General features: G+C 71.0%; 20 protein-coding genes. 6 read left to right on the forward strand and 14 right to left on the reverse strand.

The window, feature by feature from the left end; genetic code table 11:
• Positions 1 to 13: 13 nt before the first annotated feature.
• The 4 genes from OZ403_RS06105 to OZ403_RS06120 form a co-directional block, all read right to left on the reverse strand.
• Positions 14 to 646, reverse strand: coding sequence for a hypothetical protein (locus OZ403_RS06105; RefSeq protein ID WP_268783681.1), 633 nt, complete (start codon positions 644 to 646; stop codon positions 14 to 16).
• Entirely contained in the window at positions 619 to 5,961 is a 5,343-nt protein-coding gene (locus OZ403_RS06110; RefSeq protein ID WP_268783682.1) for a flagellar hook-length control protein FliK, read from the reverse strand. Before OZ403_RS06110 ends, OZ403_RS06105 begins: the two co-directional genes overlap by 28 nt.
• Positions 5,954 to 6,571, reverse strand: coding sequence for a peptidoglycan-binding protein (locus OZ403_RS06115; protein WP_268783683.1), 618 nt, complete (start codon positions 6,569 to 6,571; stop codon positions 5,954 to 5,956). Before OZ403_RS06115 ends, OZ403_RS06110 begins: the two co-directional genes overlap by 8 nt.
• 144 nt (positions 6,572 to 6,715) lie before the next feature.
• Positions 6,716 to 9,421 carry a M1 family metallopeptidase gene (locus OZ403_RS06120; RefSeq protein WP_268783684.1) on the reverse strand — a complete coding sequence of 902 codons (2,706 nt, stop codon included), beginning with the start codon at positions 9,419 to 9,421 and terminating at the stop codon, positions 6,716 to 6,718.
• Positions 9,422 to 9,686: 265 nt separating this feature from the next.
• Between OZ403_RS06120 and OZ403_RS06125 the strand changes: the two genes are divergently transcribed.
• Entirely contained in the window at positions 9,687 to 10,502 is an 816-nt protein-coding gene (locus OZ403_RS06125) for a Uma2 family endonuclease (protein ID WP_140788142.1), read from the forward strand.
• 18 nt (positions 10,503 to 10,520) lie between these two features.
• On the opposite strand, the gene OZ403_RS06130 is transcribed toward OZ403_RS06125, so the two are convergent.
• From OZ403_RS06130 to rsfS, 6 genes are all read right to left on the reverse strand, one after another.
• Positions 10,521 to 11,222, reverse strand: a complete 702-nt coding sequence (locus OZ403_RS06130) for a ComF family protein (RefSeq protein ID WP_268783685.1) — start codon at positions 11,220 to 11,222, stop codon at positions 10,521 to 10,523.
• Positions 11,223 to 11,241: 19 nt separating this feature from the next.
• Complete coding sequence (gene gpmI, locus OZ403_RS06135) at positions 11,242 to 12,783, reverse strand: 2,3-bisphosphoglycerate-independent phosphoglycerate mutase (protein WP_268783686.1); 1,542 nt, start codon at positions 12,781 to 12,783, stop codon at positions 11,242 to 11,244.
• 56 nt (positions 12,784 to 12,839) lie between these two features.
• Positions 12,840 to 13,640 (reverse strand): GNAT family N-acetyltransferase, encoded by an 801-nt coding sequence (locus tag OZ403_RS06140; protein WP_268783687.1) that lies wholly within the window; start codon positions 13,638 to 13,640, stop codon positions 12,840 to 12,842.
• A 9-nt stretch (positions 13,641 to 13,649) separates the two neighbouring features.
• Complete coding sequence (locus OZ403_RS06145; protein ID WP_268783688.1) at positions 13,650 to 14,807, reverse strand: RNA ligase RtcB family protein; 1,158 nt, start codon at positions 14,805 to 14,807, stop codon at positions 13,650 to 13,652.
• Between the two features lie 63 nt (positions 14,808 to 14,870).
• Entirely contained in the window at positions 14,871 to 15,335 is a 465-nt protein-coding gene (locus OZ403_RS06150) for a 23S rRNA (pseudouridine(1915)-N(3))-methyltransferase RlmH (RefSeq protein ID WP_140853218.1), read from the reverse strand.
• 1 nt (position 15,336) lies between these two features.
• A complete protein-coding gene (gene rsfS, locus OZ403_RS06155) occupies positions 15,337 to 15,894 on the reverse strand; it encodes a ribosome silencing factor (protein ID WP_237078081.1) in 558 nt (185 codons plus the stop codon).
• On the opposite strand from rsfS, the gene OZ403_RS06160 reads away from it, so the two are divergent.
• Complete coding sequence (locus OZ403_RS06160; RefSeq protein ID WP_174259204.1) at positions 15,893 to 16,270, forward strand: tetratricopeptide repeat protein; 378 nt, start codon at positions 15,893 to 15,895, stop codon at positions 16,268 to 16,270. The two genes, rsfS and OZ403_RS06160, sit on opposite strands and share 2 nt — an antisense overlap.
• A gap of 9 nt (positions 16,271 to 16,279) precedes the next feature.
• On the opposite strand, the gene OZ403_RS06165 is transcribed toward OZ403_RS06160, so the two are convergent.
• A complete protein-coding gene (locus tag OZ403_RS06165; RefSeq protein ID WP_268783689.1) occupies positions 16,280 to 17,401 on the reverse strand; it encodes a hypothetical protein in 1,122 nt (373 codons plus the stop codon).
• 38 nt (positions 17,402 to 17,439) lie between these two features.
• Here OZ403_RS06165 and OZ403_RS06170 point away from each other — a divergent pair, with 38 nt between their 5' ends.
• On the forward strand, positions 17,440 to 17,976 hold the full coding sequence (locus OZ403_RS06170; RefSeq protein WP_174258663.1) for a hypothetical protein: 537 nt from the start codon (positions 17,440 to 17,442) through the stop codon (positions 17,974 to 17,976).
• Positions 17,977 to 17,999: 23 nt separating this feature from the next.
• Here the strand turns inward: OZ403_RS06170 and OZ403_RS06175 are convergent, their stop codons facing one another.
• Both OZ403_RS06175 and OZ403_RS06180 read right to left on the reverse strand, forming a co-directional pair.
• Complete coding sequence (locus OZ403_RS06175) at positions 18,000 to 19,046, reverse strand: TetR family transcriptional regulator (RefSeq protein WP_237078082.1); 1,047 nt, start codon at positions 19,044 to 19,046, stop codon at positions 18,000 to 18,002.
• A 173-nt stretch (positions 19,047 to 19,219) separates the two neighbouring features.
• Positions 19,220 to 20,629 (reverse strand): sigma-54-dependent transcriptional regulator, encoded by a 1,410-nt coding sequence (locus tag OZ403_RS06180; RefSeq protein ID WP_140788159.1) that lies wholly within the window; start codon positions 20,627 to 20,629, stop codon positions 19,220 to 19,222.
• A 162-nt stretch (positions 20,630 to 20,791) separates the two neighbouring features.
• Between OZ403_RS06180 and OZ403_RS06185 the strand changes: the two genes are divergently transcribed.
• From OZ403_RS06185 to OZ403_RS06195, 3 genes are all read left to right on the forward strand, one after another.
• The gene (locus OZ403_RS06185) at positions 20,792 to 21,373 is read left to right on the forward strand and encodes an NUDIX hydrolase (RefSeq protein ID WP_140873488.1); all 582 of its coding nucleotides are present in this window, start codon (positions 20,792 to 20,794) and stop codon (positions 21,371 to 21,373) included.
• A 230-nt stretch (positions 21,374 to 21,603) separates the two neighbouring features.
• Positions 21,604 to 22,347, forward strand: a complete 744-nt coding sequence (locus OZ403_RS06190; protein ID WP_140788161.1) for a TenA family transcriptional regulator — start codon at positions 21,604 to 21,606, stop codon at positions 22,345 to 22,347.
• Positions 22,348 to 22,566: 219 nt separating this feature from the next.
• Positions 22,567 to 24,357 carry a methyl-accepting chemotaxis protein gene (locus OZ403_RS06195; RefSeq protein WP_237080213.1) on the forward strand — a complete coding sequence of 597 codons (1,791 nt, stop codon included), beginning with the start codon at positions 22,567 to 22,569 and terminating at the stop codon, positions 24,355 to 24,357.
• Here OZ403_RS06195 and OZ403_RS06200 read toward each other — a convergent pair.
• A complete protein-coding gene (locus OZ403_RS06200; protein ID WP_140873491.1) occupies positions 24,341 to 25,834 on the reverse strand; it encodes a sensor histidine kinase in 1,494 nt (497 codons plus the stop codon). The genes OZ403_RS06195 and OZ403_RS06200 overlap by 17 nt on opposite strands.
• Positions 25,835 to 25,966: the final 132 nt, after the last annotated feature.

Genomic DNA, 25,966 nt, shown 5'->3' on the forward strand with positions numbered 1-25,966 from the left:
GGGCGCAGACGGGTCAGACATTGAAGAGCCGGATGGCGGCCGCGGCGGCGGCGTCCGCGGCGGGCACGCCGGCACTGGCCGCTGCCGCGGCGGCCAGGGGGCCGCTCCGAGGCTCGAGTGCCCGGATGGTGGCCATGGCCGCGGCTGCTTCTTCTGATGCGCCTGAAGCCCGCATCGACGCGGACTCGGCGATGGCCACGGAGATGGGATGGGCCATGCCCACGCTGAGGCTTTGGGCGGCCTGGTCCACTGGCCCCGCGGGGATGCCGATGGCTGAGGCGCTGGCAGCGGCCGCGACCGCGCGGTGGTTGGCGGCGCCTCCCAGGGCGAGCTGGGTGACGGCCATGGCCGCGGCGACGGTGGCACATGCGACAGGGGTGGCGCCCGCGACCAGCGCCGTGTTGGCATCGGTGGCGGCGGTGACCCCGGCCAGGGCAATGGTTCCGGCCGCCGCGTTCGCCGCGAGCGCCGGAACGCCAGCGGCCGCGGCGGCCGCGGCGTAACAGGCCGCCGATTGGGCAGCGGTCGGCAGGGTGAGTGCATCCGCCGTGACGAGGGCGGCGGCCGCCGCCACCGCCGCGGCTGCCTCCGCGCTGGAGTTCGCGACGGTGGCGGCCGTCACCGCCATGTTGCCAACGGCGGGCACGGGGACGCCGTGCGGGTGGCGGCCGCGGCTTCAGCGGCGGCGGCTGCGCCTCCCATCGCCGCGGTGACGGCGGCTGTCGCCGCGGCGTAGCAGACCGCGGCGTCCCCAAGCGCCGGGGGGGCCGCCCCGGTGGCTGTCAGCACGGAGGATGCGGCTGTCACGGCGGCGGCCGCCGTCGGCGTGGAGGCCGCCACGATGCCCGCGACAGCGGCTGGGTTGGGGTGGATGGCGCCGCCCGCGAGCGTGGCGGCGCAGACCGCCACGGCGGCTTGGGAGATGCCCGGCACGGTGGCGGCCGCGGCGGCATGACAGGTGCTCGCGTCCGCCGCGGCTGGCGGAGTCACGCCCGCGTGAGCCATGCCCGCTGCCGCCGCGACGACCGCGGCGATAGCCGGAAGCGTGATGCCCGCCGTGCGCAGGAGGAGGGCGTGGTGCGCCGCGACCGGAGGTCCCGCCGAGATGGCGTTGGCCACCGTATCCAGCGTCGCGGGAAGTGGGGCCCCTCCCACCATGGCCGAGATGGCGGCCACCCTGGCGGCGACGGGCGCTGGCAGGTTCGCGCCCAACGCGCAGGCATGGGCGCTTCCGACGATGGCTGCCGTGAAGGCATCAATCCCGACACCGGCGGCCGCCGCCTGGGCCGCGCTGAGGGCCGCGGCGCCTGTGCCTCCCAGGAAGGGAAGCGCCACGGTCGCGGCGACAGCGGTGAGGGGCGGCTCTCCCAGGCTCACCGCCAGCGCGGCCACCACCGCGGCGAGGTCCGCCGGGGGCAGGACGAGTGGGGCGGCCAGCACCGCGGCGTGGGCCGCCGTGACGGCCTCGGCGGCCGATGGCGGGACGCCTCCGAGCATCGCGGCCGCCGGAGAGAGAGGCCCGCCTCTGACGACGTCCCCTCGTGCCGTGGCGGCGGTCCACCACGCCGCGAGGACTGCTCGGGTCACGAGGATGCATGCGCTCGTGGCATGGGCCGCGGCGACGCCCGCGACCGCGGCCGAGGCGAAGGGCACTGCGGTCCGGGCCGCGATGGCGGGCTCCAGGCTCCGACGGGCTGCTCGCGCGGCTGGAACGCTCGCCCGGCCCAGCGCCGCGGCGTTGACCGGACCTGCCGCGGGGGCCGTGGCGGCGGCCGCGGCGGGGACCACGCCGATGGCGGTTGCAACGGCGGTGGCTGGCGCTGCTCCCGCTCCCACGGCCGCGGTTGCTCGGGCCGCGGCGACCTCCCTGCAACCATGGCACGTCCGCGAAAGGGTGCCCGTGACGGCGGAGGCCGGGCGCAGCGGTCCTTCGTAGAACGGGGCCAGCTCCCACCCCAATGCGTGGTGCCCGCGAGGGCTGTTGTCTGGCTGTGCGCTCTGGTCCGCGTGCATGCTGGTGTTGCGGCGCACCACCCAACCCCGGCGCTGGTACTTGTCGATGGCGAGGTGGGCGGGATGCCCCACGCCCTGCGAGAGATACCGGTGCGCGAAGGGAAGGGCCGCCGCCGCGCCGCCCGTCTGGGTGGCGACGCCGTAGGAATAGCCGATGCGGTCCGCCGCCGCGTGTGCGAGCCCGGCGGCCGGAGGTGCGCCCGCCGCCTGGCCGGTTTGCGCCGCGCGCGCCGCCTCGACGACCGCGGCCACCTCGGAGAGAGAGGCCGCGGGCCCGATGGCCGCGAGGGCTGCGGCAATCTCAACCAACGCGAGTGGGAACTTCGGGAGCGACTGGCCGCGAGACACCAGTGCATCCAGGATGATTTCGGGAAGGACGGGCGAGGGGGCGAAGGCGTTGGCCACCGCGCGTGGGGCATTCGCCGGGTCGATGGGCACGCTCCGCGCGAGCCCCAGCGCGGCCTGGACCGCCGCCAGCGGTGGGTTGGGAATGGCGGCGACAGCGGTGGCGAAATAGGGATGGGTCACCGCGGGGAGGTTGGCAATCCCCGCTCCGGCGAGGGCCGCCAATGTGCCCCCGGCGCCGGTGGTGATGCTCAGGCGGGAGGCCTGGACGATGGCGGTGGCGGTCGCGACGGAGATGGTTCCGCCTTGGGCGATGCTCCGCCGCACGGCCACGGCCGCGGCGACGGCCTGCAGCACGGGTTGTGGCGCTCCGGGCCTCGCGCCGACGTGCGCCTGCTCCACGGCTCTGCGCGCCGAGGCGGTGTGGTGGGCGTTGGGGAGACCCCTGGCCATGAGGACGGCCTCGGTGGCCGCCCTGACCACCTGGGGGCCTCCTGGGACCGCCACCACGGGGCCCAGTCCTGGCACCGCCGCCGCACCGCCACCACCCAATGCGGCTGTCACCAGGCCCCAGGCCGCCGCCGTTCCGCCGACCAGGACGGGCACGGGGGGCGGGGCGCCCGCGGACACGGCCCCCAGTTGGTCGAACTGCGCTTGGGGCGTGTTCGGGGCGGCGTTCTCCAGGACCACCGCCGCGGCCGCTGCACGGGCCACCACGAGCGGGGTGAATAGCCCCGCGGAGGCGGCATAGGCAGCGCGTTCCGCCGCGGCGGCCAGGTTCGCCAGGTTCGCGGGCAGGGGAATCGGGAGCGCCGCCGCGGCTGCCGCGGCTGTCGCGGCCCGGCGGATGTTGGGATTGGGAAGCGCCGTCGCCGCGTGCGCGACCGCGGCCGCACGGGTGGGCAGCGTGTTGGGGGCCCATGGAATCCTGTCGGGATTCAGGTCGTTCGCTCCCACCTTGTTGGACCCGTGGTGGGTCGCGGTGAGGCTCACGACAACGGGCGGGTGGGCCGTGGGGGCGTAGGGAAGCGCCACCGCGCCTCCGGGAGCTCCGCCGCCGGGTGCGGCGAAGGGGCGCCGCTGCGCGGGGATGTATTGGTAGTTGACGTCGCCCGTGAGGAGCACGAACCGCTCGTTGGCGTGGAAGGGCGCCTCTCCCTGGAGCGTCGGTGGCAGCGGGGGCGCGAGCGCCTTGCAGACCGCGGTGGGGTTGCTGACGCCAGCGGCGCGGGCCACGGCGCCTTCCAGCGACAGGCCGGGGAGCGGTGCGGGGGCGTGGGTGCGTACCACGGCCTCCACCGCGGCCCGCACCGCTTCGGCGCCCTGTGGCACGGCGCCGGCCGCCGTATTCGCCGCCGTCGTGACGGGGGAGACGGCGGGTGCACCGACGATGGCTCCCTGCACATGGGCCAACGCCAGGGCCTCGACGCTTCCGGGCATCAGCGGCGCGCCGCCCGCCGCCGCTGTCCCCATGGCCGTGAAGGTGGCGACCGCCGTGCCCGGCGCGCCGCCTGCCACGATGACGGCCGCGCCCGCCGCCGCCGCCATCTGGGGCAGGGTGCCGCCCGCGACCACCACGGCGTCCGCGGCGACTTCAGCGGCCCCGCCCAGCGTCACCGCCGTGGCGGCAGCGAGCGCGGGGTGCGCCACGGCCAGCGCCGCGATGACAAGCCGCTGTCTCGCGGTGAGACCGGCGCCGGGGCCACCCGCTCCCACCGCCGCGGTGGCCGCGGCCGCCTGTCGCCGGGCGAGGACCGCCGCGGGATTGGGGTTGCCACCGGCCGGACCCATCGCCGCGAGAAATGCGGCCAGGCCGCCTCCAACGCCAGGAAGGTTGGGCCCTCCGAACGCGGCAGCCACCCATGCAGGAGGGGCGCCTCCGCCGATGGTGACCAGACCTCGCCCATTGCCCCCCAGGTTGTTGGCGTCGGTGGCCACGGGGCCCGCGGCGACAGCAACTGCACCGGCCGCGTCGCGCACGCAGACATACAGCGCCAACCCGGAGTTGTTGCGCGGGTCCGAGCCACTGGCGAGCGGGTTCTGCGCGCCTTCACGGTAGTTGCGTTCGACGAAGCCCCAGGGAAACCGCATGTGACTGCCGCCCGGACGGTTCCAGGAACTCGGCGTGCCGCGTGGACTCGCGGCTGTTCCGGGCCGCCCTGATGCCGCCCAGATGTAGAACTCGCCACCGTCGTGGACGACGCGCGCGACCGTGTCGCGGCACACGACGGTGCCCATGTGCTGCTGCGGCGCGAGCCACCGGCAGCGGAAGGACTCCGGGTAGTAGCGCCCCAAATCACAGTGGTCCATGTCCCAGTGGGACAGGATGATGAGGGGGCCGTTGCACATGCAGGGGCCCACGCAGTGCCCCTGCGGAATGATGGGGAAGGTCCCCTGCTGGCCGTTCGCCGGGCTGCCGAAGTCGTAATAGACGATGGCGCGCCCCTGGTTGTCGTACAGCACGGAGCACGCGCCCTGGCCCACGTTGAACAGCCCCACGAAGGGGGCGAACAAGCGGTTCGGGTCGGACGCATCCATCGGATTGGGCGCGCCATCACCTACGTAGGTGTGGGCCGTGGGCGGTGGGGCACCTGGCCGCGACCTTTCCCTGGGCACCGCTCGTGAAGTCAGCGTAGGGCCGGCTGCTCCGGCGAATGCGAGCACGGGCCCTCCGGGAGGCGGCATCCAGTCATCGAAGAAGGCCGCCACCTCCTCGGTGAAGGCGCGCACCTGTTGGGTCAACTGGCGGCCCGCGGCGCGCATCCACCGGGCCAGCGCCGGGGTGGCGACCCGGGCCGTCACCGGAATGGGGAGGGGCGCGGAGGGGATGGCGAAGGGGTTCTTGACGGGAGGCTCTGGAATCGGGCCTGAGCCCCCGGAGCCGCCAGAGCCTCCTGGACGAGATGGAGGCGGTGGTGGTGGCGGCGCGGGCAGCGGAAAGTGCAGCGCCTTGAGGGCGCCCTGCGTCAGCCCGCCATCCGAGCGATCCTCCACCCGCAGGAAGCTCCGCACCCAACGCTCCGCGGGAGGCGAGTCCGTGTCCGGGGTGAAGCCCCGCACCGTGTGAACCCCCGCGCGACGCACGCTGCCCGCCCGCACGAAGAGCCCGTCCGGGCGGGTGCTGCCTGGCGCCGCCTGCAGCTCCAGGTGGAACCAGTCCGTCTCGTAGAGGTCATCACGCAGCGGGTCCCCGGGCGCGAGCTCGAACTCGAAGACGGACACCGGGGCGGAATCATTGCCGCCGTCGATGACCCGCCGCAGGAACCAGTAATAGACGACGTAGAAGAGGTTGAGTTGCTCCAGCGTCAGCGCATCGTAGAAGTCCTCGAAGCGCCGGCCGTTGATGACGGCATTGAAGAAGCGGAGGAAGTCGCCCGGGTCGAACTGCTTCTCCAGTTCATTCCAGACCCGGTCCATCCAGTCTCGCTCGACGCACTCCAGCCGCAGGTAGAGCGGGTCGTCGTCCGCGCCTTCCCGCTCCGTGACGAACGCGTAGTAGCGGCCGGGAAACCGGATGTTGAGGGTGTTGATTTCACCGCCGCGCGCGACGTGGCCCAGGCGGCGGTTCTTGGGCGCTGGAGTGGGGGGCGTGGCCTCAGGCACCGTGTGCCTCCCGCAGCTTGTGCCGGGTCCGCTCATCCACCGTGCCGGAGGGCATCAGCCCGTATTCGGCCTGGAAGCGCGCGACCGCCTCGGAGAGCGCGTCCTCCTCGCTGGCCTCGTCCTCGAGGAAGCCCAGGTTCGCCAGGCGCGCTCGCAGTCCCTCCTCCGTGGACACGGGTTGGAGCGTTCCCAGGGACAGCGTGTACTCCTCGCCGCCGACCTCCAGCGTCGCCTCGCGGGCACCGGGAGGAATCCCGCACTCGATGAGACCCTGCTCGTTCGTCTCTCCTTCGTGAGTGACGTCCCCGATGACGAGCCGGTAGGGCACCTTCGTCCGAGGCGCACCGTCCTCATGCAGTCGCAGGCGGAAGCGTTCCGGGATGCCCTTGAGCCTGAACGTGTGCGTCCTTCCCGTCGCGCAGGGGACCTGCCGGATTTCCTTGTCCGGGAGCGTCACCGTGTCGCCGGGCTTGAGCACATGGGGGCTCGTCCGCTCCCGTCGCAGGGCCTCGTTCTCGGGCGCTTCCCAGACGCGCTGCGGACTCAGGTTGTGCGCGTGGGCAATGCTGGAGACGCAGTCGCCCGCTTGTGCTGTGTACGTTCGAGGCATGGGTCCGGCGGGCTGAGTGCAGCCCGTGTGCCGGACGTGGCTGGAGTGGCCCCATGCCACGGGGGGCAATCCCCGACGCCGTGCGCGTCATGACGGAACGCAGATGCGTTTCGCGATGACGCGCACGGGAGGCGTGTCGCGCGCTCAGCGGGACTTCGCGGGGATCGGCTGGCTCTTCAAGAAGTCCCTGACGCTCTGCGCGTTCAGCGTGCTGGACGCGGCGCAGAGGCGGATGGACTCCATGGTGCGGGTGAGGGTGAGAGACGCGTTCTCCAGCTTCGCCGCGCGGGGGGTGAGGAATGCTTCCGCCTCGGCGGCGGTCTTCTCGTCGCACAGCGTGCCCACCAGTCCGATGAGCCCGGCGACTTCGTCCGAGCGCATCCGGCTGGCGAGCGCGTCGAAGTGCTCCTGGTAGAACGTCCAGGCGAGCGCCCGCGTCTGCGGCATCGAGAAGGCTCCCACGAGGATGGGCTGGGTGTCGCGCACGTCGAACTCGCTGCCGGCCACCAGCGCGAGTGCCTCGCGCATGAGCGCCGGGTCCCGGAAGGCGCCCAGGGTGGTGAAGACGCGGCTGCGCTCGGTCCGGTCCTCCGTGGTGCGGGCGCGCGCGACCAGCGTGTCGAAGAAGGCCTTGTCTCCGTTCCGAGCCGCCACCATCAGCGCGAGGGGAACGGCCTCCGGGTGGACGGACTTCCGGTCCGCCAGCCACGCCTTCACCAGCCGGTTCGCGTCCCGGACCAGGGCCGGGTCCTCGCCGCGCAGCGCCGCCAGCCCCAGGAGGTTGGGTCGCAGCGACTTCACCGCGTCGTCGTCACCGGGCTTGGGCTCCCAGCCCAGCGCACGGGCCCGAGGGCCGTACATCGCGGCCACCCAGTTCCGGTAGCGCGCGCTCTCGTCGTTGGACAGCCGGTCCACGTGCACGAAGGTCAGCAGCCGGGCGCCGCGCTGCATGATGAGGCGGTGGTCCGCCTTGGCCGTGGTGGGCACGTAGCGCAGGACGTCGCCCAGGGGCAGGTCTCCCCGGCGCACCCCGGCCTCCATGTCGGCCAACAGGGCCAGCCGCTCGCGCACCGTCAACGCTTCCGTGGGCGCGGCCAGCACGCGGGTGAGCTGCTCGCGCGTGTAGCCGGAGCGGTAGTAGCCGGTGCCGCCCGCGTTGAGCACGAACCAGGAAGGGCAGCTCTTGCCGGGCAACGCCAACTCACCCGTGGCCCCGGTGAGCAGCGTGCACGTGCGCTCGGACGTCTTGCCGGAACCCGCGCGCACACACACCGGCACGGACCACGTCTGGTCCTTGCTGGCGGTGGAGCCCGCGGGGACGTAGCGCTCCTGCGTGAACTTCAGCTTCGCGGGGGCCCCCGGCTGGCATTGCAGCTCGGCGGCGATGCGCGGCGCGCCGGGCTGGTCGATGAAGCTGCGGAAGGCACGCGCGACGTCCGGCCCCGCGGCGGCCGACAGCGTGGCGGCGAAGTCCTCCGACGTGGCCACGCCCCATTCATGCTTCTTGATGTGGCCGCGCAGCAGGTCGCGCATGCGCTCCTCGCCGAGCCACGCCTCGAACATGTCGATGATGGCCGAGCCCTTGGCGTACGTGGTGCCGTTGTCGAACGAGCCCAGCACCTCGTCATGCGTGGTGGCGGGCTTGCGCACCGGTGGGGTGGCGGCGAGCGCGTCCGTGTCCAACGCGAAGAGCGTGGACTGGGTGCTCTGCTCCAGCCCGAAGCCCCAGCTCGTGTCGAAGGGGTCCACCGTCTTGCGGTCCAGCCACGAGGTGAGCGACTCGTTGAGCCAGATGTCGTCCCACCACTGGCAGGTGACGATGTTGCCGAACCAGTAGTGCCCCAGTTCGTGGTTTGCGATGTTCACGTACCACTTGCGGCGCGCGAGCGTCTCCTCGCCGGGGCGGATGAGCGTCAGCGGCTGCCCGAGCGCGACGAGGCCCGGGTGCTCCATGGTGCCCCAGTAACGCGGCACCACCGCGACATCGAGCTTCTCGTACGGGTACGGCATGTCGAAGTAGTCTTCAATCAGCGTGACGATGCGCGGCGTGACGCTGGCCGCGTAGGCCGTCTCCGCGCCCCGGCCGCGCGGCACGATGAAGCGCAGCGGCGCGGCGTTGCGGCCCGCGGTGCCCGCGTCCACCACGTCGAAGGGGCCCACCACGAACGCGACGAGGTAGCTGGGCATCGGCTTGCTCTCGGCGAACGTGACGCGCGCCAGCCCGTCCGGCAGCGTCTCGCGCGAGACGATGGGGTGGTTGGCGAGCGCGACGTGGTCCTCCTTGGCGGTGATGCGCAGCGTCCAGGGCACCTTGAAGCCCGGCTCGTCGAAGCAGGGGAAGGCGCGGCGCGCGTCGACGGGCTCGAAGAAGGTGTAGAGGTAGGGCTCGCCGCCTTCCTCCACGGCGTAGAGGCCCTGGCTGCGCTCGCGGTCGACCTTGCCGGTGAAGGCGATGTGGATGCGGGCCTTGCCTGTCGCGAGCGTTTCGGGGAGCAGCAGTCCGAGCCGCCCTTCGCTGGCGGTGACGGCGCGGGCCTCCAGGGTGCGGCCTCCCGCTTCGATGCGGACCTGCGAGACTTCCATGTCCTGCCCGTGCAGCCAGACCTGGCGCACCGGTTCGCTCACGTCCACGTCGATGCTGACGCTGCCGGAGAAGGTGGGCTCGGCGGGCAGCAGCTTCAGGTCGAGCGCGTAACGCGTGGGGCGGACCGAGTCGGGCAGCCGCAGCGCGGGAGGCTGGGGTTCGGGCCACTCAGGTGCGGCGGCCACGGGAGCGGCGGGGGGCGCCTCGGGCGCATGGGCGCAGCGGAGGACGGCGACCGCGAGTGCAAGTGGGAGGAGCGAGCGCATGGGCTGACGCTAACTCCAGTTGGCCCTCGGGCCAGAGTCCTTGAGTGTGGCAATTCGCTGATGACGCGGCTCTTTCCGGAGAGGCGGAGAGTGGGACCGTGTGCGTTGAGCGTCCGCGTCATGGGATGCCGCGTTCCGGAACGCGAACGCGGCCGTGTGCGGGTTGAAGGCGTTCCTCTCGGAGACGTTCGCCGGTCCGTCACTTGCTGACGCCACGATGTGGGGGCGGATTGACCGCGACGGAGTGCCGCCACACGATGAAGGCATGGGACGGCCTACTGACGAAGGAGGGGCTGCCTTCCCCCGGGCGCCCTCACAGGATGCGTGGGACAGGATGAGTCCGGAGGAGCGGGCGCGGGTGGTGGAGTCCCTGCCGGCGGAAGTGACGTATGCGGAGATGGCACCGCCCGAAGGGGACCGGCACCAGTGGGCAAAGCTTCGGGCGTTGGATGTGCTTCGGGGGTACTTCGGCCACCAGCGGCGCACGGCGTATGTCGGCTCGGAGCTGCCGGTGTACTACCCGGATGAGCGGCGCTTCGCGCCAGACTTGCTGGTCGTCTTCGACGTGGGCGCCCACCCGCGGGAGAAGTGGCTCGTCAGCCATGAGGGCCGCGGGCTGGACTGGGTGATGGAGGTCCACGTCGGGGGCGACCGGAAGAAGGACGCCGAATTCAACGTGCGGCGCTATGCCCGGCTCGGAATTCCTGAGTACTTCATCTACGACCGGTCCCGGGAGCGGCTGGAGGCCTACACGCTGGAGTCACCCGGCGCAGGCGTCTACGTGCGGATGGAGCCTACGCAGGGACGCTATGTCTCGCGGGTGCTGGGGCTGGAGTTGGAGCTGGTGGGTGACCGGCTCCGGTTCTGGGCTGGAAACGCGCTCTTGATGGAGTCCGACGAACTCATCGTCCGGATGCGGGAGCGCATCACGTGGCTCGAACAGCGCGCGGATGAGGAGGCCCACCTGCGAGAAGATGAAGTCCGGCGCCGAGAAGAAGAGTCCCGGCGCAGAGAAGACGCGGAGCGGCGCGTGGCCGAACTCCAGGCCGAGCTGGAGCGGGTCCGGGCCTCCCAGAAGTAGCCTTCGGGCGTCGTCCACTCACTCCAGGCTGAAGGCCCGCGCCAGCGTCAGCATCTCCACCTGGACGGCGCCCGCTTCGAGCAGGGCCGAGGCCGCCGCCCTGGCGGTGGCTCCGGTGGTGAACACATCGTCCACCAGCAGAACACGCTGCCCCGAGACACGGGAAGACGCGGCGAACGCCCCCGCGACGTTGTTCGCCCGCTCCGCCTCGCTCAGGCCCACCTGCCGCTGTGTCTCGCGGTGCCGCGTCAGCAATCCCACGGGCGCCTTGCGCCCCGTGGCCTTCGCCAGAGCGCCCGCCAGCAACTGCGCCTGGTCGTACTTACGCGCGTGATATCGCCGCGTGTGCAGCGGCAACGCGACCACCAGCTCGGGTGCACGGCTGAGGAAGCTTCGCGCCTCGCCCGCCAGCAACTCTCCCAGAGGGCCCGCGAGATTGGGGTGGTCCTCGTACTTGAACCGGTGGATGGCGCGCGCCAGGGGCCCCTCGTGCGCGAAGGGCGCCCAGGCGCGAGTGAAGGACGGCGGGGCGGCACGGCACCGGGGACACGTGTCCCCAGGAAACGTGCCGGGCTCCGCGCAGGTGCGGCAGCACGCGGGAGGAAGCCGCTCCACCGCGGTGTCGCACGTCTCGCAGAAGAAGCCCTCGGGGCCCGGCAGCACCTTCGTGCACGCGAGGCACGAAGGGGGATAGAGCACGTCCAGCAGGGCTTTCAGCACAGGCCGTGCCCCGCGCGCATCACGGCAGCAGGCCCTGACGGTTCATCTCCTTGGACTGCGGCAGTCCCATCACCTTGCACAGGGTGGGCGCGATGTCCGCGAGGATGCCCGGGCGCAGCTTCTGCCCTCGGAAGTCCGGGTGGATGAGGTGGAAGGGCACCGGGTTGAGCGTGTGCGCGGTGTGGGGCTCGCCCGTCTCCAGGTCCACCATCTGCTCGCAGTTGCCGTGGTCGGCGGAGATGGCCAGCACCCAGCCGTTGCGCTCGCACGCCTTACCCAGCGCGCCCAGGCATTCATCCACCGCCTTCACCGCCTTCATCGCCGCGTCCAGCCGGCCGCTGTGGCCCACCATGTCCGGGTTGGCGAAGTTCACCAGCGCGAAGTCGTACTTCCCGGAGTCGAGCCGCTTTACCAGCTCGGCCGTGACTTCGTAGGCGGACATCTCCGGCTTCAAGTCGTACGTCTTCACGTCGCGCGGGCTGGGCACCAGGTGCCGGTCCTCGCCCGCGTAGACGACCTCTCGGCCGCCGTTGAAGAAGAACGTGACGTGCGCGTACTTCTCCGTCTCCGCCGTGCGGAACTGGCGCAGCCCCTGGCGCGACAGCAGCTCCGGGAAGATGTCCTGCGGCTGGTCCGGCTCGAAGAGCGCCGGCAGCTTGAACGTCTCGTCGTACTGGGTCATGCAAACGTAGCGGCCCAGTCGCAGCCCGCCCCGGTCGAACTCCTTGAACTCTGGGAACGCCAGGGCCTGCGTCAGCTCCCGCGCCCGGTCCGCGCGGAAGTTGAAGAAGAGCACCGCGTCGCCGTCCTGGATGCGGCCCACCGGCGTGCCGTCACCGCCGGCCAGCACCGTGGGCTTCACGAACTCGTCGGTGACCTTCTCCGCGTAGGACGCGCGGATGGCGCTCAACGCATCCGGCGCCTTGGGCCCGCGGCCGAACACCAGCGCCTCATAGGCCTGGTGCACCCGGTCCCAGCGCTTGTCGCGGTCCATGGCGTAGAAGCGCCCGCTCACGGTGGCGATGCGGCCGGTGTGCGTCTCATGGAGGAAGCGCTCCAACTCCTCCACGTAGCCCAGCGCGCTCTGCGGCGGCGTGTCACGCCCGTCCAGGAAGGCGTGCACGTAGACATGGGCCACGTTGCGTTCCTTCGCGGCCTTGAGCAGCGCGAACAGGTGGTCCATGGACGAATGGACGCCGCCGGGCGACACCAGCCCCAGCAGGTGCAGGGCCTTGCCGTCCGCCTTCACTCCGTCGAGGGCCGCGCGAAGCACGGGGTTCTGCGCCAGCTCTCCGGACTCCGCGGCGCGATTGATGCGCACCAGGTCCTGGTAGACGATTCGCCCCGCGCCGATGTTGGTGTGGCCTACCTCGGAGTTGCCCATCTGCCCCTCGGGCAGGCCCACGGCCAGACCCGCTGTCTGCAGCTCGGTGAAGGGGTAGGGGCTCGCCAGCTTGTCGAGGTGCGGCGTGCCGGCCAGGACGATGGCGTTGTTGTCACGCTCCTGGCGGATACCCCAACCATCCAGGATGCAGAGCAGGACCTTGTGCGCGGGCGTCATGCTCCGAACCCTAACCATGCAGGCGCCAGACGGGAGAGGACAAAAAGCGAGCGCGTCTATTGATACTCGCGGAAGGTCCCCTGAGGTACGAAACCCAGCCGGGAATAGACGCCCTGGCCCTGCGCGGACGCCTGGAGGGTGGCTGTCCGGTAGCCCGCCTCCCGGGCATCCAGCAGGGGTGCCAGCGTGAGCGCCGCGCCAATGCCTCGTCGCCGAGCGTGCCGCACAGTGGCCACCGAGTAGAGGCCCGCGACCCCCCACGCCCGGTGGCACTCACTGGCGGCGACCGCCTCGCCGTCCAGGTAGCCCACGAAGAAGCGGAGGGGACTGTCGGGTGCGAGCGCCACGTGCGCCGTCCTCGCGTAGAAGTCCAGCACGTGTGGGTCGGCGGGCTCCCAGTTCGCCGCGACGACGCGGGCGAAGTCCGCCAGGGTGTGTTCGTCCTCGGCGCGGCGGATGCACAGCCCCGAGGGCAGCGTGAGTCCTGGCAGCCGGGAGAGGTCCATGGACATGCCCAGCTCCTGCTCGGCGTTCGCCAGACCGTGCGCCGACAGGCGGGCGTCCAGGTCTTCGGGCGCGGCGTCCGGTCCCACCCACCATGCGAAGGGAAAGGCCTTGTCCCGGAAGTGGGAGACGGCGGCGGCGATGCGCGCGTCCGCTTCGTGGCGCTCAAGCCAGGCTCGGCACACCACGTTGAAGGTGTTGCAGGGCAACCCGGAGTCGACGAGCAGCAGCCCGGGAGTGTCCTTCACGATGGCGCCGGGGAGGCTTCGCGCCAGATAGGTCATGTGCTCCACCTGATTGGCTTCCATGGCGGAGCGCACTCGCGGGGAGTCTGGCTCAAGGAAAGGCTGCATGCGGGGACCCTACTCCGGCCGGGCGCGCGTCTTGTACGTGAGGACGGGCGCCAGGGTGGCCACCACGCGGACCAGCCCCGCTTCCACCAGGTCCGTCACCACGCGGTCGATGGGCTTGTACGCGGGCGGCGCCTCCTCGAAGAGGAGGTCCTTGTTCTCACACACCACGTGGCTCTTGAAGGCGGTGCGGGTGAGGGACTCCGCGGTGAAGCGCTCGCGCATGCGCTCCCGGGCGGCGGAGCGCGTCCACTTGCGGCCCGCGCCATGCGCCAGGCTGTGCGCGCTGGTGTGGCTCTCTCCGGTGGGAATCACCAGGTAGCTGAGCGCGCCCCGGCTGCCGGGAATCACCACCGGCCCTTCGTCGGACGGCGCCGCGCCCTTGCGGTGCAGCCACTGCGTCCGTCCCGTGTCACGCCGAGGGGTGACACTGTTGTGGCACACGTCGAGGACTCGCTGGCCCATCGCGCCGATGCCGTCCAGCATCCGCCGCGCCACCAGGGCCCGATTGGCCCGGCCCCAGGCCACCGCGTGGTCATGGCGCGTGAGGTAGGTCTGCGCCTCGGGTGAGTCGTCCGCGAGCCCGCCCGCCGCGTGCCGGTCCACGTGGGCCCGGAGAATCGCTTCACCGAGACCGCGTGAACCGGAGTGCACCAGGAGCAGCAAGCGGTCCGCCTCCAGGCCCAGGGCGCTGAAGACCTTCGCGTCATGGACCGCGTCCACCCGCTGCAACTCCGCGAAGTGGTTGCCGCCGCCCACCGTGCCCAGCGCGGCCTCGTAGCCCGAGGACTTCACGCCGTGCTCCTGGAGGAAACCTTCCGTGTCACCCGTCCACGGGCCTTCCAGGTCCAACTTGCCTGCCCAACGCTCGGGCTTGGCTTTACGTGCCAGCAGGTCCACGTTCCACAGGCCCATGCCACAGCCGATGTCACTGCCGACCAGATAGGGATAGAGAAAGCCTTCGGAGGTGAAGGCCGCGCCCACCGGAGCACCCTTGCCGGGATGCAGGTCCGGGAGGCCCACCGCCAGCTTCATGCCTGGCAAGCGGGCCATGGCTTCGAGTTGCCGCACCGCCTCGCCTTCCACCCAGGACTGGGCGGAGGCGATGACACGCACGGGCGCCTGCGGCGCGGAAGTGGGGAGCGTTTCAGAGGAGGCGTCAGTGCGCATGCCCGGGCTGACGGCACCTGTGCGCCGCGCCTGACGGTGGGGCCGGGCACCGTGCCCGGCCGCCTACTTGTGGTACGGCTCGCCCTTGAGGATGGTGAACGCGCGGTAGAGCTGTTCGATGAGCACCACGCGCGCCAGCCGGTGAGGCAGCGTCATCTTCGACAGGGACAGCGTGAGGTTCGCCGCGTCCCGCACGCGTGTGTCGAGCCCCTCATCCCCGCCGATGACGAACAGCAGGTCCTTGGCGCCCGTCTGGGCCTTGCCGACGTAGCGGCTCATCTCGACGGAGTCGAGCAGTGAGCCGCGCTCGTCCAGGGCCACCAGCCAGTCCTGCGGCTTGCGCTTGGAGAGAATCGCCTCGGCCTCGGCGGCCTTCGCGTCGCCGGGCTTGAGCCGCTTGCCGCTGGCCTCCGCCAGCTCCACCAACTCGAAGCGGGTGTAGTGGCCCAGGCGCCGGGCGTACTCCTGGACCGCGGGCTCATACAGGCCCGAGCGGTCCTTGCCGATGGAGAGGAGCCGGACCTTCACTTCAGGCCAGCTTCTCCCGGGACGCGTCGGCCCAGAGGCCTTCCAGGTCGTAGTGCGCGCGCAGGTCCGTGAGGAACAGGTGCGCCACCACCTCGCCGTAGTCGAGCAGCACCCACTGGCCCGTCTCGAAGCCCTCGGTGCCGATGGGACGCAGGTTGCCTTCGCCCGTCTTGAGCTGCACCTGGACGTTCTCCGCCATGGCGCTCACCTGGCGGTCCGTCTCCGCGGAGGCGATGACGAAGTAGTCCGCGTAGGACGTCATCCCGCGCACGTCGAGGATGACGACGTCCTGCGCCTTCTTGTCCACCAGCAGGTTGCCGATGCGGTGCGCCAGCGCCTTGGCGGCCGGGTTCTCCGCGGGACCCACCTTCTGGGTCAGGGCAACTGGGAGCTTCGCTTTCTTCTTCTTCGCGGGCGCCTTGGCGGGGGCCTTCGCCGCCGACTTCTTGGCTGCGGGGGCCTTCTTCTTCGCGGGCGTCTTGCCCGATACCGTCTTCTTCCGGGCCGCCGGGGCCCGGGTGGTGGTCTTTTTCGCGGTCGTCTTCTTCTTCGTGGCCATGTGCGGCGCACCCTACCGCACCCTTGGCAACACGGAAGCGGTCCTCTATCTGCTGGTGTCCATGAGCGACGCCCGGCTGGAACAGTTCAAGAAGATGGTGGCGGATTTCCCGGACTCCCCCATGAGCCATTTCTCCCTCGGGAAGCTGTACCTGGAGCGGCGGCAGTACCCCGAGGCCGCCCAAGCCCTGGAGTCCGCCGTCCGGCTGGACCCCACCTATGCGGCCGCCATGGTGGCCCTGGGGGATGCCTGGGCGGGGGCGGGGGAGTCCGACAAGGCGCGCGAGGTGCTGGGCCGGGCCCGGGAGCACGCCCTGGCCCAGGGGCACCCGGGGCTCGCCGAGGAAATCGACGAGCGCATCGCGGACCTGTCGTAGGCCGCGCCCTCAGTAGCGCCAGGTGAAGCCGGTGCTGAAGACCTGGCGCGTGTAGGTGAGCGAGTTGCGGGGCAGCTGGGTGCTCCAGATGCCCCAGGTCACCTCCAGGTCCAGCGACTCCGTCAGCGGCCGGGCCAGCTTCACCGACAGCGAGTTCTGCCCTTCGTCTTCTTCCACCAGGATGATTTCCGGGGAGAGGTAGATGCCGTCCGGATACTGGGTGATGCCCAGCGAGCCCTGCGCCAGCAGGGTCACCCGCCAGGGCAGCCGGACGCCGGCGTTGGCAGACACCCGGTGCCGGCGAATCGTCTCGCCGTAACTGTTGGAGGAGTTCTCCTGGAAGGCGTACGTCAGCCCCAGGGCCAGCGGGCCCCGGTAGGTGTACGACGCTCCCGCCGTCAGGGCTGCATCCTGACGCCGGCCGGCGAGGAGTCCCGAGCCGCCCCCTGTCCCCGGCGGGCGTGCCCGGGGTGGGGTGCCGAAGCGCCGGGAGTTCCAGTCGCCGAAGACGGACAGGCTGTGCCGGCGGTCGAAGCGATAGCGGCCCAGTACACCCACCTCGGGGCCGCCGAAGTTGGCGGTGGAGTCTGGCCGGTACACGAATCGCCGGGCGCCTGCCCGCACTCGCAGCGCCAGTCGCACGTCCGGGGCGTATTCCAGGAACGCGGTGGTCCCCAGGTCCGAGTACGAGCGCGAGCCACCCCGCCGGTCCTTCGCATGGCCCTCCAGGCCGATTCCCAGCGCCGTGCCCAGCGCGTGTGACACCTCCACCGCGCCTGACTGCACCAGCGTGTTCTCGTCCTGGTACAGGAGGTACATGCGCGTGCCCAGCTCGTAGCGGCCCACCAGTTGGGCGCGTTCGAAGGAGCCGCGCCCCTCGGCGGAGCCCAGCAGGCTGAGGGCGAAGTCCCGTTCCGGGCTGGGGGTGAGCGGGTCGGAGAAGTCCCGGGGCGCGTTGGTGTCCAGCATCAGGCGGCCGGTGCCCCTCAGTGCCCCTTCCCACTCGGCCGCGGGCGTACGGCCGGCGGCGAGCATGGCGAGGACGAGCAGGAGCGGCGCGAAGGAGCGGACCACGGCGCGCGACCATACCCCGTCGCAGGAGGGCAGGGGCGGCCGTCCAGCCGCTCCCACCAGTGACGACGCCCCCGGCGGCCCATTACATTGGGCCCATGCGCCTTGTGTCCTTTCTCGCGGTGGCCTGCCTGGGCCTGTCCGCCTGCGCCTCCTCCTCCTTCACCACCGAGGTGAAAGGGGAGTCGACCGTGCCCGCGGGCCCGCCTGGCGTCGACACGCCCCTCAATGGCCTTCCCGCCATCAGCAGCTTCGCGGGGATGGACTTCGACAAGAACCAGGACTTCAAGAACCAGGGGATTGGCAAGAACGAGGTGACGTCCGTCAAGGTGGAGTCCCTCACGCTCAAGGTCCTCAGCCCCAATGACCAGGACCTCCGTTTCCTGGACTCAGTGGAGTTCTATGCCCGCGCGGGAGACCGGGAGGCGCGCATCGCGGCGCGCCAGGACGTGTCCGCGCTGGACCTGAGGCCGCCCAACCCCGTGCTGTCGCTGCGCGTGGACAACGTGGAGTTGCAGCCCTTCGTCTCCGCGCCGTCCATGAGCATCATCATCCGCGGCCGCGGCATCATGCCGGCGCGCGAGGTGCGGCTGCAGGCGGTGGTGAAGCTCCAGGTGGAGACCGGGCTCTTGTAGTCCGGTGCCGGGAGGCGCGTCCCTCAGGGGGCGCCCATCTCCTGCGCGCGCCGTTCCAGCTTCGTGGCGCGGCCTTCCAGTTCCCCGGCCAGCGTCTCCAGCCGCGCGGCCTCGGCCTCCATCGCCGCCAGGTCCACGGGGCCGCCCGACGCCAGGTCCTGGGCGCGCTGCGTTTCGACCTGGGGCCGCCGGTCCGTGGCCCGGGCCGACAACTGCGTCGGATAGGGGGGGCGGCCCGGGTCGACACCTTCATCGGGGCGTCCGCCCACGTTGGGGGGCGAATCGTCGGGGCTGTCACCCTGGAAGGTAGGCGCACTGGGGCCTGGCACGGAGCGCTCCACCTGCAGCGTCCGGTCGCTCCCCATGCGCAGGCGCAGCCGCCGGTCCTGGTCGTCGAACATCGACTCCTCGCCGAGGAAGTCGTTCATGCGCCGGTCCAGGTCGCGCTCCTCGCGCACCTCGGTGATGCGGCCGCGCAGCGCCTTCAGCCGCTCGCGCACCTTGTCCCGGGTATCGCGGAGCGTGTCCGCCTGGGCCAGCAAATCCTCGGGGTCATCACCGCCCGCGGTGGCTTTGTTCAGCGAGGGCACCTGGGACGCGGGCAGGGCGGCGCGGATGGCTTCCCGCTCGGCGCGAACCGAGCGCACCGCCTCCAACAGCTTCTCCCGCTGGCCCCGGTCCGCCGTGCCTTCCCACGCCGCGAGCAGCCGCGTCAGCTCGTCCGACAGCGCCGTGTGCAGGGCCAGGTGGGCGCGCTCCGCTTCGCCCTCCGCCGCGACGACGGCCTGCGCCAGCCCGGTGAGCTGACCGCTCAGCTCCTGCGAACGCCGCAGCGCGTCCTCCAGCTCCGTCCCCGCCATCAGCCTGCCCTGGCGCTGCGCCTTCAGCGTTTCGATGCGTGCCGCAAGCCCGTTGAGCTCGTCGCGCAGGGCCTGCTGCTGACCCCGCAGCGAGCGCGTCTCCGCGCGAGCCGACTGGGCCCGTCCCCGCACCGCCTCCAGCCCAGACGCAGCCTGACCGGGCATGGCCAGCAGCAGGCTCAGCAGGAGGGCGAGGGGGCGGAGATTCATCAGCGACAGCCCCAGAGCAAGGTGAGTGCCAGCCTGCCAGCCCATCCCCGGAGGTCGAGGCCCCTCGGCGCCCAACAATTCCGGACACCTGGAGCATCCAGAGGGATAGGGGCGGAGGTGGGATACCGGTGAAAAGTCATGGGGGGCGGGGGCGGATGACAGATTTTCGAGGCTCAGCTCTCCTCGGGAGGCGTTCCCTTGGGGAGGAAGCCGTACTTCTCCAGCTTGTAGTACAGCGCGGACGTCTTGATACCTAGCAGACGGGCCGTCTCCGTCTTCACGCCACTGGCCTTCTCATAGGCCCGGGCGATGAGCTGACGCTCCAAATCCTCCAGGATGTCGGGCAGGGGGCGGTCGCCCTGGAGCACTGGCAGGCCCGCCTCGACGCGTGGGGTGCTACTGGCGGTGAGGTGTGAGGGCAGATCCAGGTCGGTGAGCTGCTCACCTTCGGCGAAGACGAGCGCCTGTTCGATGACGTTCTCCAGCTCGCGCACGTTGCCGGGCCACGCGTGGCGGGCCAGGGCACGCAGCGCGCTGTCGTCCAAGCCCATCACACGCCGGTTCACGCGCATGGCGTGCTTGGCCACGAAGTGCCGGGCCAGCAGGGAGATGTCCTCGGGCCGCTCGCGCAGGGGCGGCAGCACCACAGGAACGATGTGCAGGCGGTAGTAGAGGTCCTCGCGGAAGCGCCCGGCCTTCACCTCGGCCTGGAGGTCCCGGTGGGTGGCGCTCACCACGCGCACGTCCACCTTGAACGTGTCCTCTCCGCCCACGCGCTGGATTTCCTTCTCCTGGAGCACGCGCAAGAGCTTCGTCTGCACGGAGGCGGGAATCTCGCCAATCTCGTCCAGGAACAGCGTGCCGCCGTCGGCCAGCTCGAAGCGCCCCAGCTTGCGCTTCACCGCGCCGGTGAAGGCGCCGCGCTCGTGGCCGAACATCTCGCTCTCCAGCAGTGTCTCCGCCAGCGCCGCGCAGTGCACGACGATGAAGGGGCCGTCACGGCGCGGGGAGCGCTGGTGGAGCATGCGGGCCACCAGCTCCTTGCCGGTGCCGCTCTCTCCGCGCACCAGCACCGTGGCGTCGCTCTGCGCCACCTTGAGCACCTGGGACACCAGCCGCTGCATGGGCTCGCTGTCGCCCACCAGGCTGCCGTGCGTGAGGGCCGCATCCGTGTCGTGCGCGGCGGTGCGCGCCGTCAGCCGCTCCACCTGCTTGCGCGTGGAGGCCAGCTCCAGCCCCTTGTCCACCTTGGCGCGCAGCACCTCGGGCGGGAAGGGCTTGGTGATGAAGTCGTAGGCGCCTTGCTGCATCGCCTGCACCGCGGTCTCGATGGTGCCGAAGGCCGTCACCACCATGACGACGGCGCCAGCATCCAGCGCCTTGAGGGACTTCGTCACCTCGATGCCGTCCATGCCGTCCATCTTCAGGTCGGTGACGACCAGGTCGAACGGCGCCTTGCGGTAGGCGGCCAGTCCGTCCTGCCCACTGCGCACCGCGGACACGGTGTGGCCCGCCCGAGTGAGGGTGACAGCCATCCCTTCACGCAGCGTGTCGTGGTCGTCGATGACGAGGATTCGCGCCATGGCGTGAGTCGATTCTCCCTGCAACCCGAGGCCGGCCGCCTCCTGGGGCCGCCGCATGAGAGCACATCCGGACCGGCTCGCTCCACCGGCTCAGGAGGTTGTCACATGTCACGGGCGTGCGAAGGTGCTGGCGCCGCCTGGCCGGGAGCAGTACGGGGAGGCATGGAATCCGAAGTTTCTTCCGCCGCGTCCCTCCAGGCCCTGCTCGAGCGCCACGTTCCCGAGGACGTGAAGGAGCGCGAGGACCTGGAGCGCATGCTCCACTTCGCCCGTTCCCTGGCACGGCCCTTCTCCCGCGAGCAGTTGGAGGCCCACTTCACGGGCAGCGCGGTGGTGGTGGACCCAGAGGGCGCGCGTGTCGTCCTGTTGCATCACCGCAAGCTCCAGCGCTGGCTACAACCCGGAGGACACGCGGATGTCACGGACGCGGGCCACATGGAGGCCACGGCGCTGCGTGAAGCCCTTGAGGAGACGGGATGCCGCGTGTCCCTGCACCCGGCCGCGCCCCGGCCGCTGGATGTGGACATCCACACCATCCCCGCGCGCCGCGACGAGCCGGAGCACCACCACCTGGACGTGCGCTTCCTCGTGGTGGCGGAGAACCCCGACGCCCTGGTGCATGACCCGGCGGAATCCTTCGGCGTGCGGTGGCTCACCTGGGACGAAGCCATGACGCATGCGGACGAAGCGCCCCTGCGCCGGATGTTGGAGAAGGCCCGGCGCGTGGTGGCCTCCGCGCCCTGAAGCGCTTGAAAGCGGAAGCGCGCACGGCCTCGCGGTCAGGGGCACTGTGGCTTCGCGGACCGAGCGCGCGCGCCCGCACCCGGATTTGAAACAAAATACGGAAAACATGGCCTGATTGCCTTTGGGCCGGTGGTGCCGCTGGAAAGCGATTGCAACCATGCCGTCCTGCTTGGGCGGGTGAGGGAGGCCATGCCGGCCTGTCACCTGTCAGGAAGCCAGGAGCCGTGCCCATGTCGTCCGCCGCGCCCCACCGTTACAGCCCCCCTGTGCTCACGCTCACCGCGCACCCTCACTGGCTGGAGTCGATGCTGGAGTCCCTGCGCGACGAGTGGAGCGCGGCCTGCTGGCCTCCGTTGTTCCGCGCGACGGCTGACGGCCAGCGTCCACCGCTGCGTCACTGGCGGCGGGTGCTGTCCCACTTCTTCCTCATCGTCGAGTCCTTCCCCAAGTACATGGGCCTGTCGCTGGCAAAGACGACCTACGGCCAGCGTCCCGGCGACGCGAGCGCCCGTCGCTGGCTGCTGCAGAACCTGGGCGTGGAGGCGAAGCACGCCGAGTGGTTCATCGACTGGATGCGCGGCATTGGCCTGGCGCCGGAAGATGTCTTCACCCAGCGTCCCCTGCCGGAGGTGCGAGCGCTGCATGAGTTCCTGCTCGACACCTGCGCGCACGGGACACTGGCCGAAGGCGTGGCCGCGTCCAACTGGGCGGTGGAAGGCATCACCGGCGTGTGGACGCGGGAGGTGGTGGAGCCCTTCCGCGCCTATGCCGCGGACGGCGCGCGCATCGACGCGCATTCGATGATGTGGCTCAAGGTGCACGCGCGCTACGACGACCAGCACCCGGAGGAGGCGCTGGAAATCATCAAGCTGTCCACCGACGCGGGCACCGGTGAGCCCTTCCGCGTCCAGGCCGCGGCCAGGAAGTCGCTGCAGATGTATGCCGCCGCGCTCCACGCATGCTGCAACGACTGAATCGCGCGACACCAGCGCACAGCCCTCTGGTGTGCCTCCCGCACACCTCGATGCCCGGCATGTGCTCGCGGGCCCCGTGTTTCATGTGCTCTGTCCGGAAGGCGGCAGCTTCCGGATGACCCGCCTGTCCGCTTCGCGCGGAGAGTGCCGTACTTGCGGGTGAGGACTTCTGGCTCTGCCCTCGCGGTGTGAGCCCATGGCCTCGGGGGGATGTGCCACATGAATGCCGAAGACAAGGTCATCCAGGAGTACCGGGGACGTGCGCTCAAGGTGTTCATGTTGTGGGTGCTGCCGGTGGCACCCATCGCCGCGTATCTCAATGGCATGGCCATGGGCGTGGCGGGCTGGTCGGGCCTGATTGCGGTGGCGTGGGTGCTGCCGCCCATCATCGTGGGCCTGGGCATCGCCTATCCCGCGTTGGTGATGCATGTGCTGGTGGACGGCGCGCTGCGGGAGCGGCCGGAGGACACGCCTGGCGCGCGGCTGGAGCGAATCCTGCGCCTGCCGTGGCGCGCCGCGGTCGCATCCTCGTGGGGCGCGTGGACGCTGGGAGGCATCTGGTTCAGCCTCCACGTGTGCCTGTTGTGGAAGAAGGATTTGTCCCTGGTCGTGGTGGGCACGCTCATCGGCATCTGCTTCGGCGTGGTGCTGGGCTTTCCCATCAGCGTCACGCTGGAGCGGCTGCTGTTGCCGCTGGCGCTGGAGGAGCAGCGCAAGGACCCGACGCTTGCAATCAAGGGCGGCGGCTTCTTCTGGCCGCGGCAGGCGTGGTTCATGCCCGTCACCTTCATTGGCTCCAGCCTCTGCGCGTTGGTGCTGAGCGGGTGCGTGGTGCTGGTGAAGCTGCAAGGCGTCCGGGACGAATTGCACAATGCGCTGGTGGCGGAGGGCGCGCACGGCTCGGCGGAGACGCTGATGGGCATGGGCGGCATGTTGGCGGGTGAGCTGGCGTTCGGGCTGGCCTGGGTGGGCGGATTGCTGGCGATTCCCGCCGTCACCACCTGGATGCTGGCGCGCCGCCAGGCGAACGCGGCGGGCGCGGTGGGCGTGGCCATCGAGTCACTGTCCGCGGGGCGCGTCGTCTCTCCCGCCTGGGTGTCCACGGATGAGATGGGGGATTTGTCGGCTGGCATGAACGCGGTGCTCGTCCGCCTGCGGCAGTTGCCCCTGTCGCTCAATGCCTCCGCCACGCGGCTGAGCGGCGCGGGGCGCCACCTTCGGGATTCGCACGATGAGCACCAGCAGAGCCTGGTCCGTCAGGCGTCCGCGCTGCACGAGGCGCAGATGACGTCGGAGGAGATCCGGCGCACGTCGCTGATGGCCGTCGAGCGAGCGGAGGAGGTGCTTCAAGTGGCCCGCCGCTCGGAGGTCCTGGGACAGCAGGGCGAGTCCGCCGTGGAGCGGAGTCTCAACGGCCTGACGGACATCCGCCGCGTGGTGGACGGCATCCAGGACCGGCTGACGCGGCTGGCCCAGAGCACCACGCAGATTGGCGAAATCACCGAGACGGTGAAGGACCTGGCGGACCAGTCCCACCTCCTGGCGGTCAACGCGGCCATCGAGGCGGCGCGTTCGGGCGAGCAGGGGCGGGGCTTTGCGGTGGTGGCCCGCGAGATTCGCGGCCTGTCGGACCAGTCCATCCAGGCCACGCGGCGCATCCGCGGCATCCTCCAGGACATCAGCACGGGCATTCGAGACGCGGCGAAGATGGGCGAGGCCGGCGTGCAGACCATTGGCACGGGCCTGGACCAGATGCGGGCGTCGGGGGACTCGCTGCGGGAGCTGTCCCGCATCGCCCAGGAGAACTCCACCGCGGCCCGGCAGATTGCCGCCGCGGTGACGCAGCAGGATGCCGGCTTCACGCAAATCTTCGACGCCATCGCGGACCTGTCGCAGCTCATGGACGCCACGCTGAAGCGGCTGGAGTCCACACAGGAGGCCACCGACACGCTGAGGGTCGTCTCCGACGACGTGGCGCGGATGGCGCGGCAGTTCAACGCGACGGGGTGACGGAAGCGCCGTGGCCCGGCTTCCCACCCAGCGGCAGCGTGAGGATGAAGCGCGTGTCTCCAGGCGCGGAGTCCAGCCGCAGCGCGCCGCCGTGCGCGAGCGCAATCTTGTGCGCCAATGGCAGGCCCAGGCCGGTGCCCTTCTCACGGGTGGTGAAGAAGGGCTCGAAGATGCGCTCGCGCGCCGTGCCGGGCACGCCAGGGCCCGTGTCGCGGACCTGGATGGTGTAGTGGCCGTCGTTGGACGCGCCGGACACCTGCACGCGTCCGCCCGGGGGTGAAGCCTGCACCGCGTTCTTCACCAGGTTGACCAGCGCCGCGGTGAGGAGGCTGCCGTCGGCTTCCAGCACCGCGGGGGCGGCGTCGATGTCCACCGCGACGTCGCGGGCGCTGGCCTCGGCGGCCATCAGCTCGCAGGCGACAGAGAGCAGGGTAGGGGCCTCCACGGGCGCGCGGGCCAGGGGCTGCTCGCGGGCGAAGGCGAGGAAGTCCTCGACGATGCGCTGGAGATAGGCGACCTCGCGTTGGATGCGCTCCACATGCGTGCCCGCGTCGGCGTGGGCGCCAGCCTGGAGGTCCTCCTTCAAGATTCCGGAGAAGAGCGCGATGCCGCCAATGGGGTTGCGCACCTCGTGGGCCACGCCCGCGAGCATCATCTTCAGCTGGCGGTCCCGGCTCTCCAGGGCGCCGCGCATGTCCTCCAGCTCGCGCGCGAGGACGCCGATTTCCAGCGTGGGCTCCGGTGGCACCGGGGTCGTCAGGTCACCCCGGCCGATGCGCAGCGCGGACGCCATCAGCCGCCGCAGAGGCCGGGCCAGCCCGCGTGCCGTCACCACCGCGATGACGGCAAGCGCGCTCAGCGCCACCGCGCCCATGATGGCGTAGGTGCGCGACAGCTGCTGCAGGGGGCCGAAGAAAGCGGCGCTGCCTTCCACGCCCACGGCGCCCACCACGCGGCCATCGTGCAGGATGGGCGCATACCCCGTCTTGTAGAGCCGCCCATCCGAGCCGGTGAAGAGCACCTGACTGGCGGCGCGTTCCCCGGCGAAGACACGGGTGAGCTCCAATCTGTCGCGTGCCAGCTCCGGCATCTCCGCGCCCACCGGGAGCCCGCCCCCGACGTCCACGCGCATCCGGCCCTGCGTGTCCACGGCGTAGACGCGGCGCACGCCACTGGCCTCCGCGATGTTCTCGAAGGTGCGGACGAAGTTGCGCCACGTGCGGGTGCTCGCCACGTCGTCGCCAGGCTCGATGGTCAGCAACCGCTCGCCATGGACCTGGGTGGCGGTGGCTGCGGCGATGCCGCTGAGGCTGGTGCCCAGCTCCTCTTCCAGGATGACGCGCGTGAGCTGGTAGACGGCGGTGCCCGCCACCGCGACGAAGAGCAGGGTGGGCACGAGGAACGCCACCAGGAGCCGCGCGGAGAGCGAGCCCAGCGCGTTACGCCATCGCGAAGTGTGTGGGGCAACGTGAGGCATGTCCGGAGCGGGACTCTAATCGAGCCTCGTCTCCCTCGCGGGGGCGAGACTGCGCGCTGCTGCCTGCTCGGATGGGGGTTGCCGAGGGCGCCTTCGTGTGCGTAATTTGTGCGTGGCGCCTCACGGCGCTGT

The organism is Myxococcus sp. NMCA1 (assembly GCF_026810205.1).
GTDB classification, from domain to species: Bacteria; Myxococcota; Myxococcia; order Myxococcales; family Myxococcaceae; genus Myxococcus; species Myxococcus xanthus_A.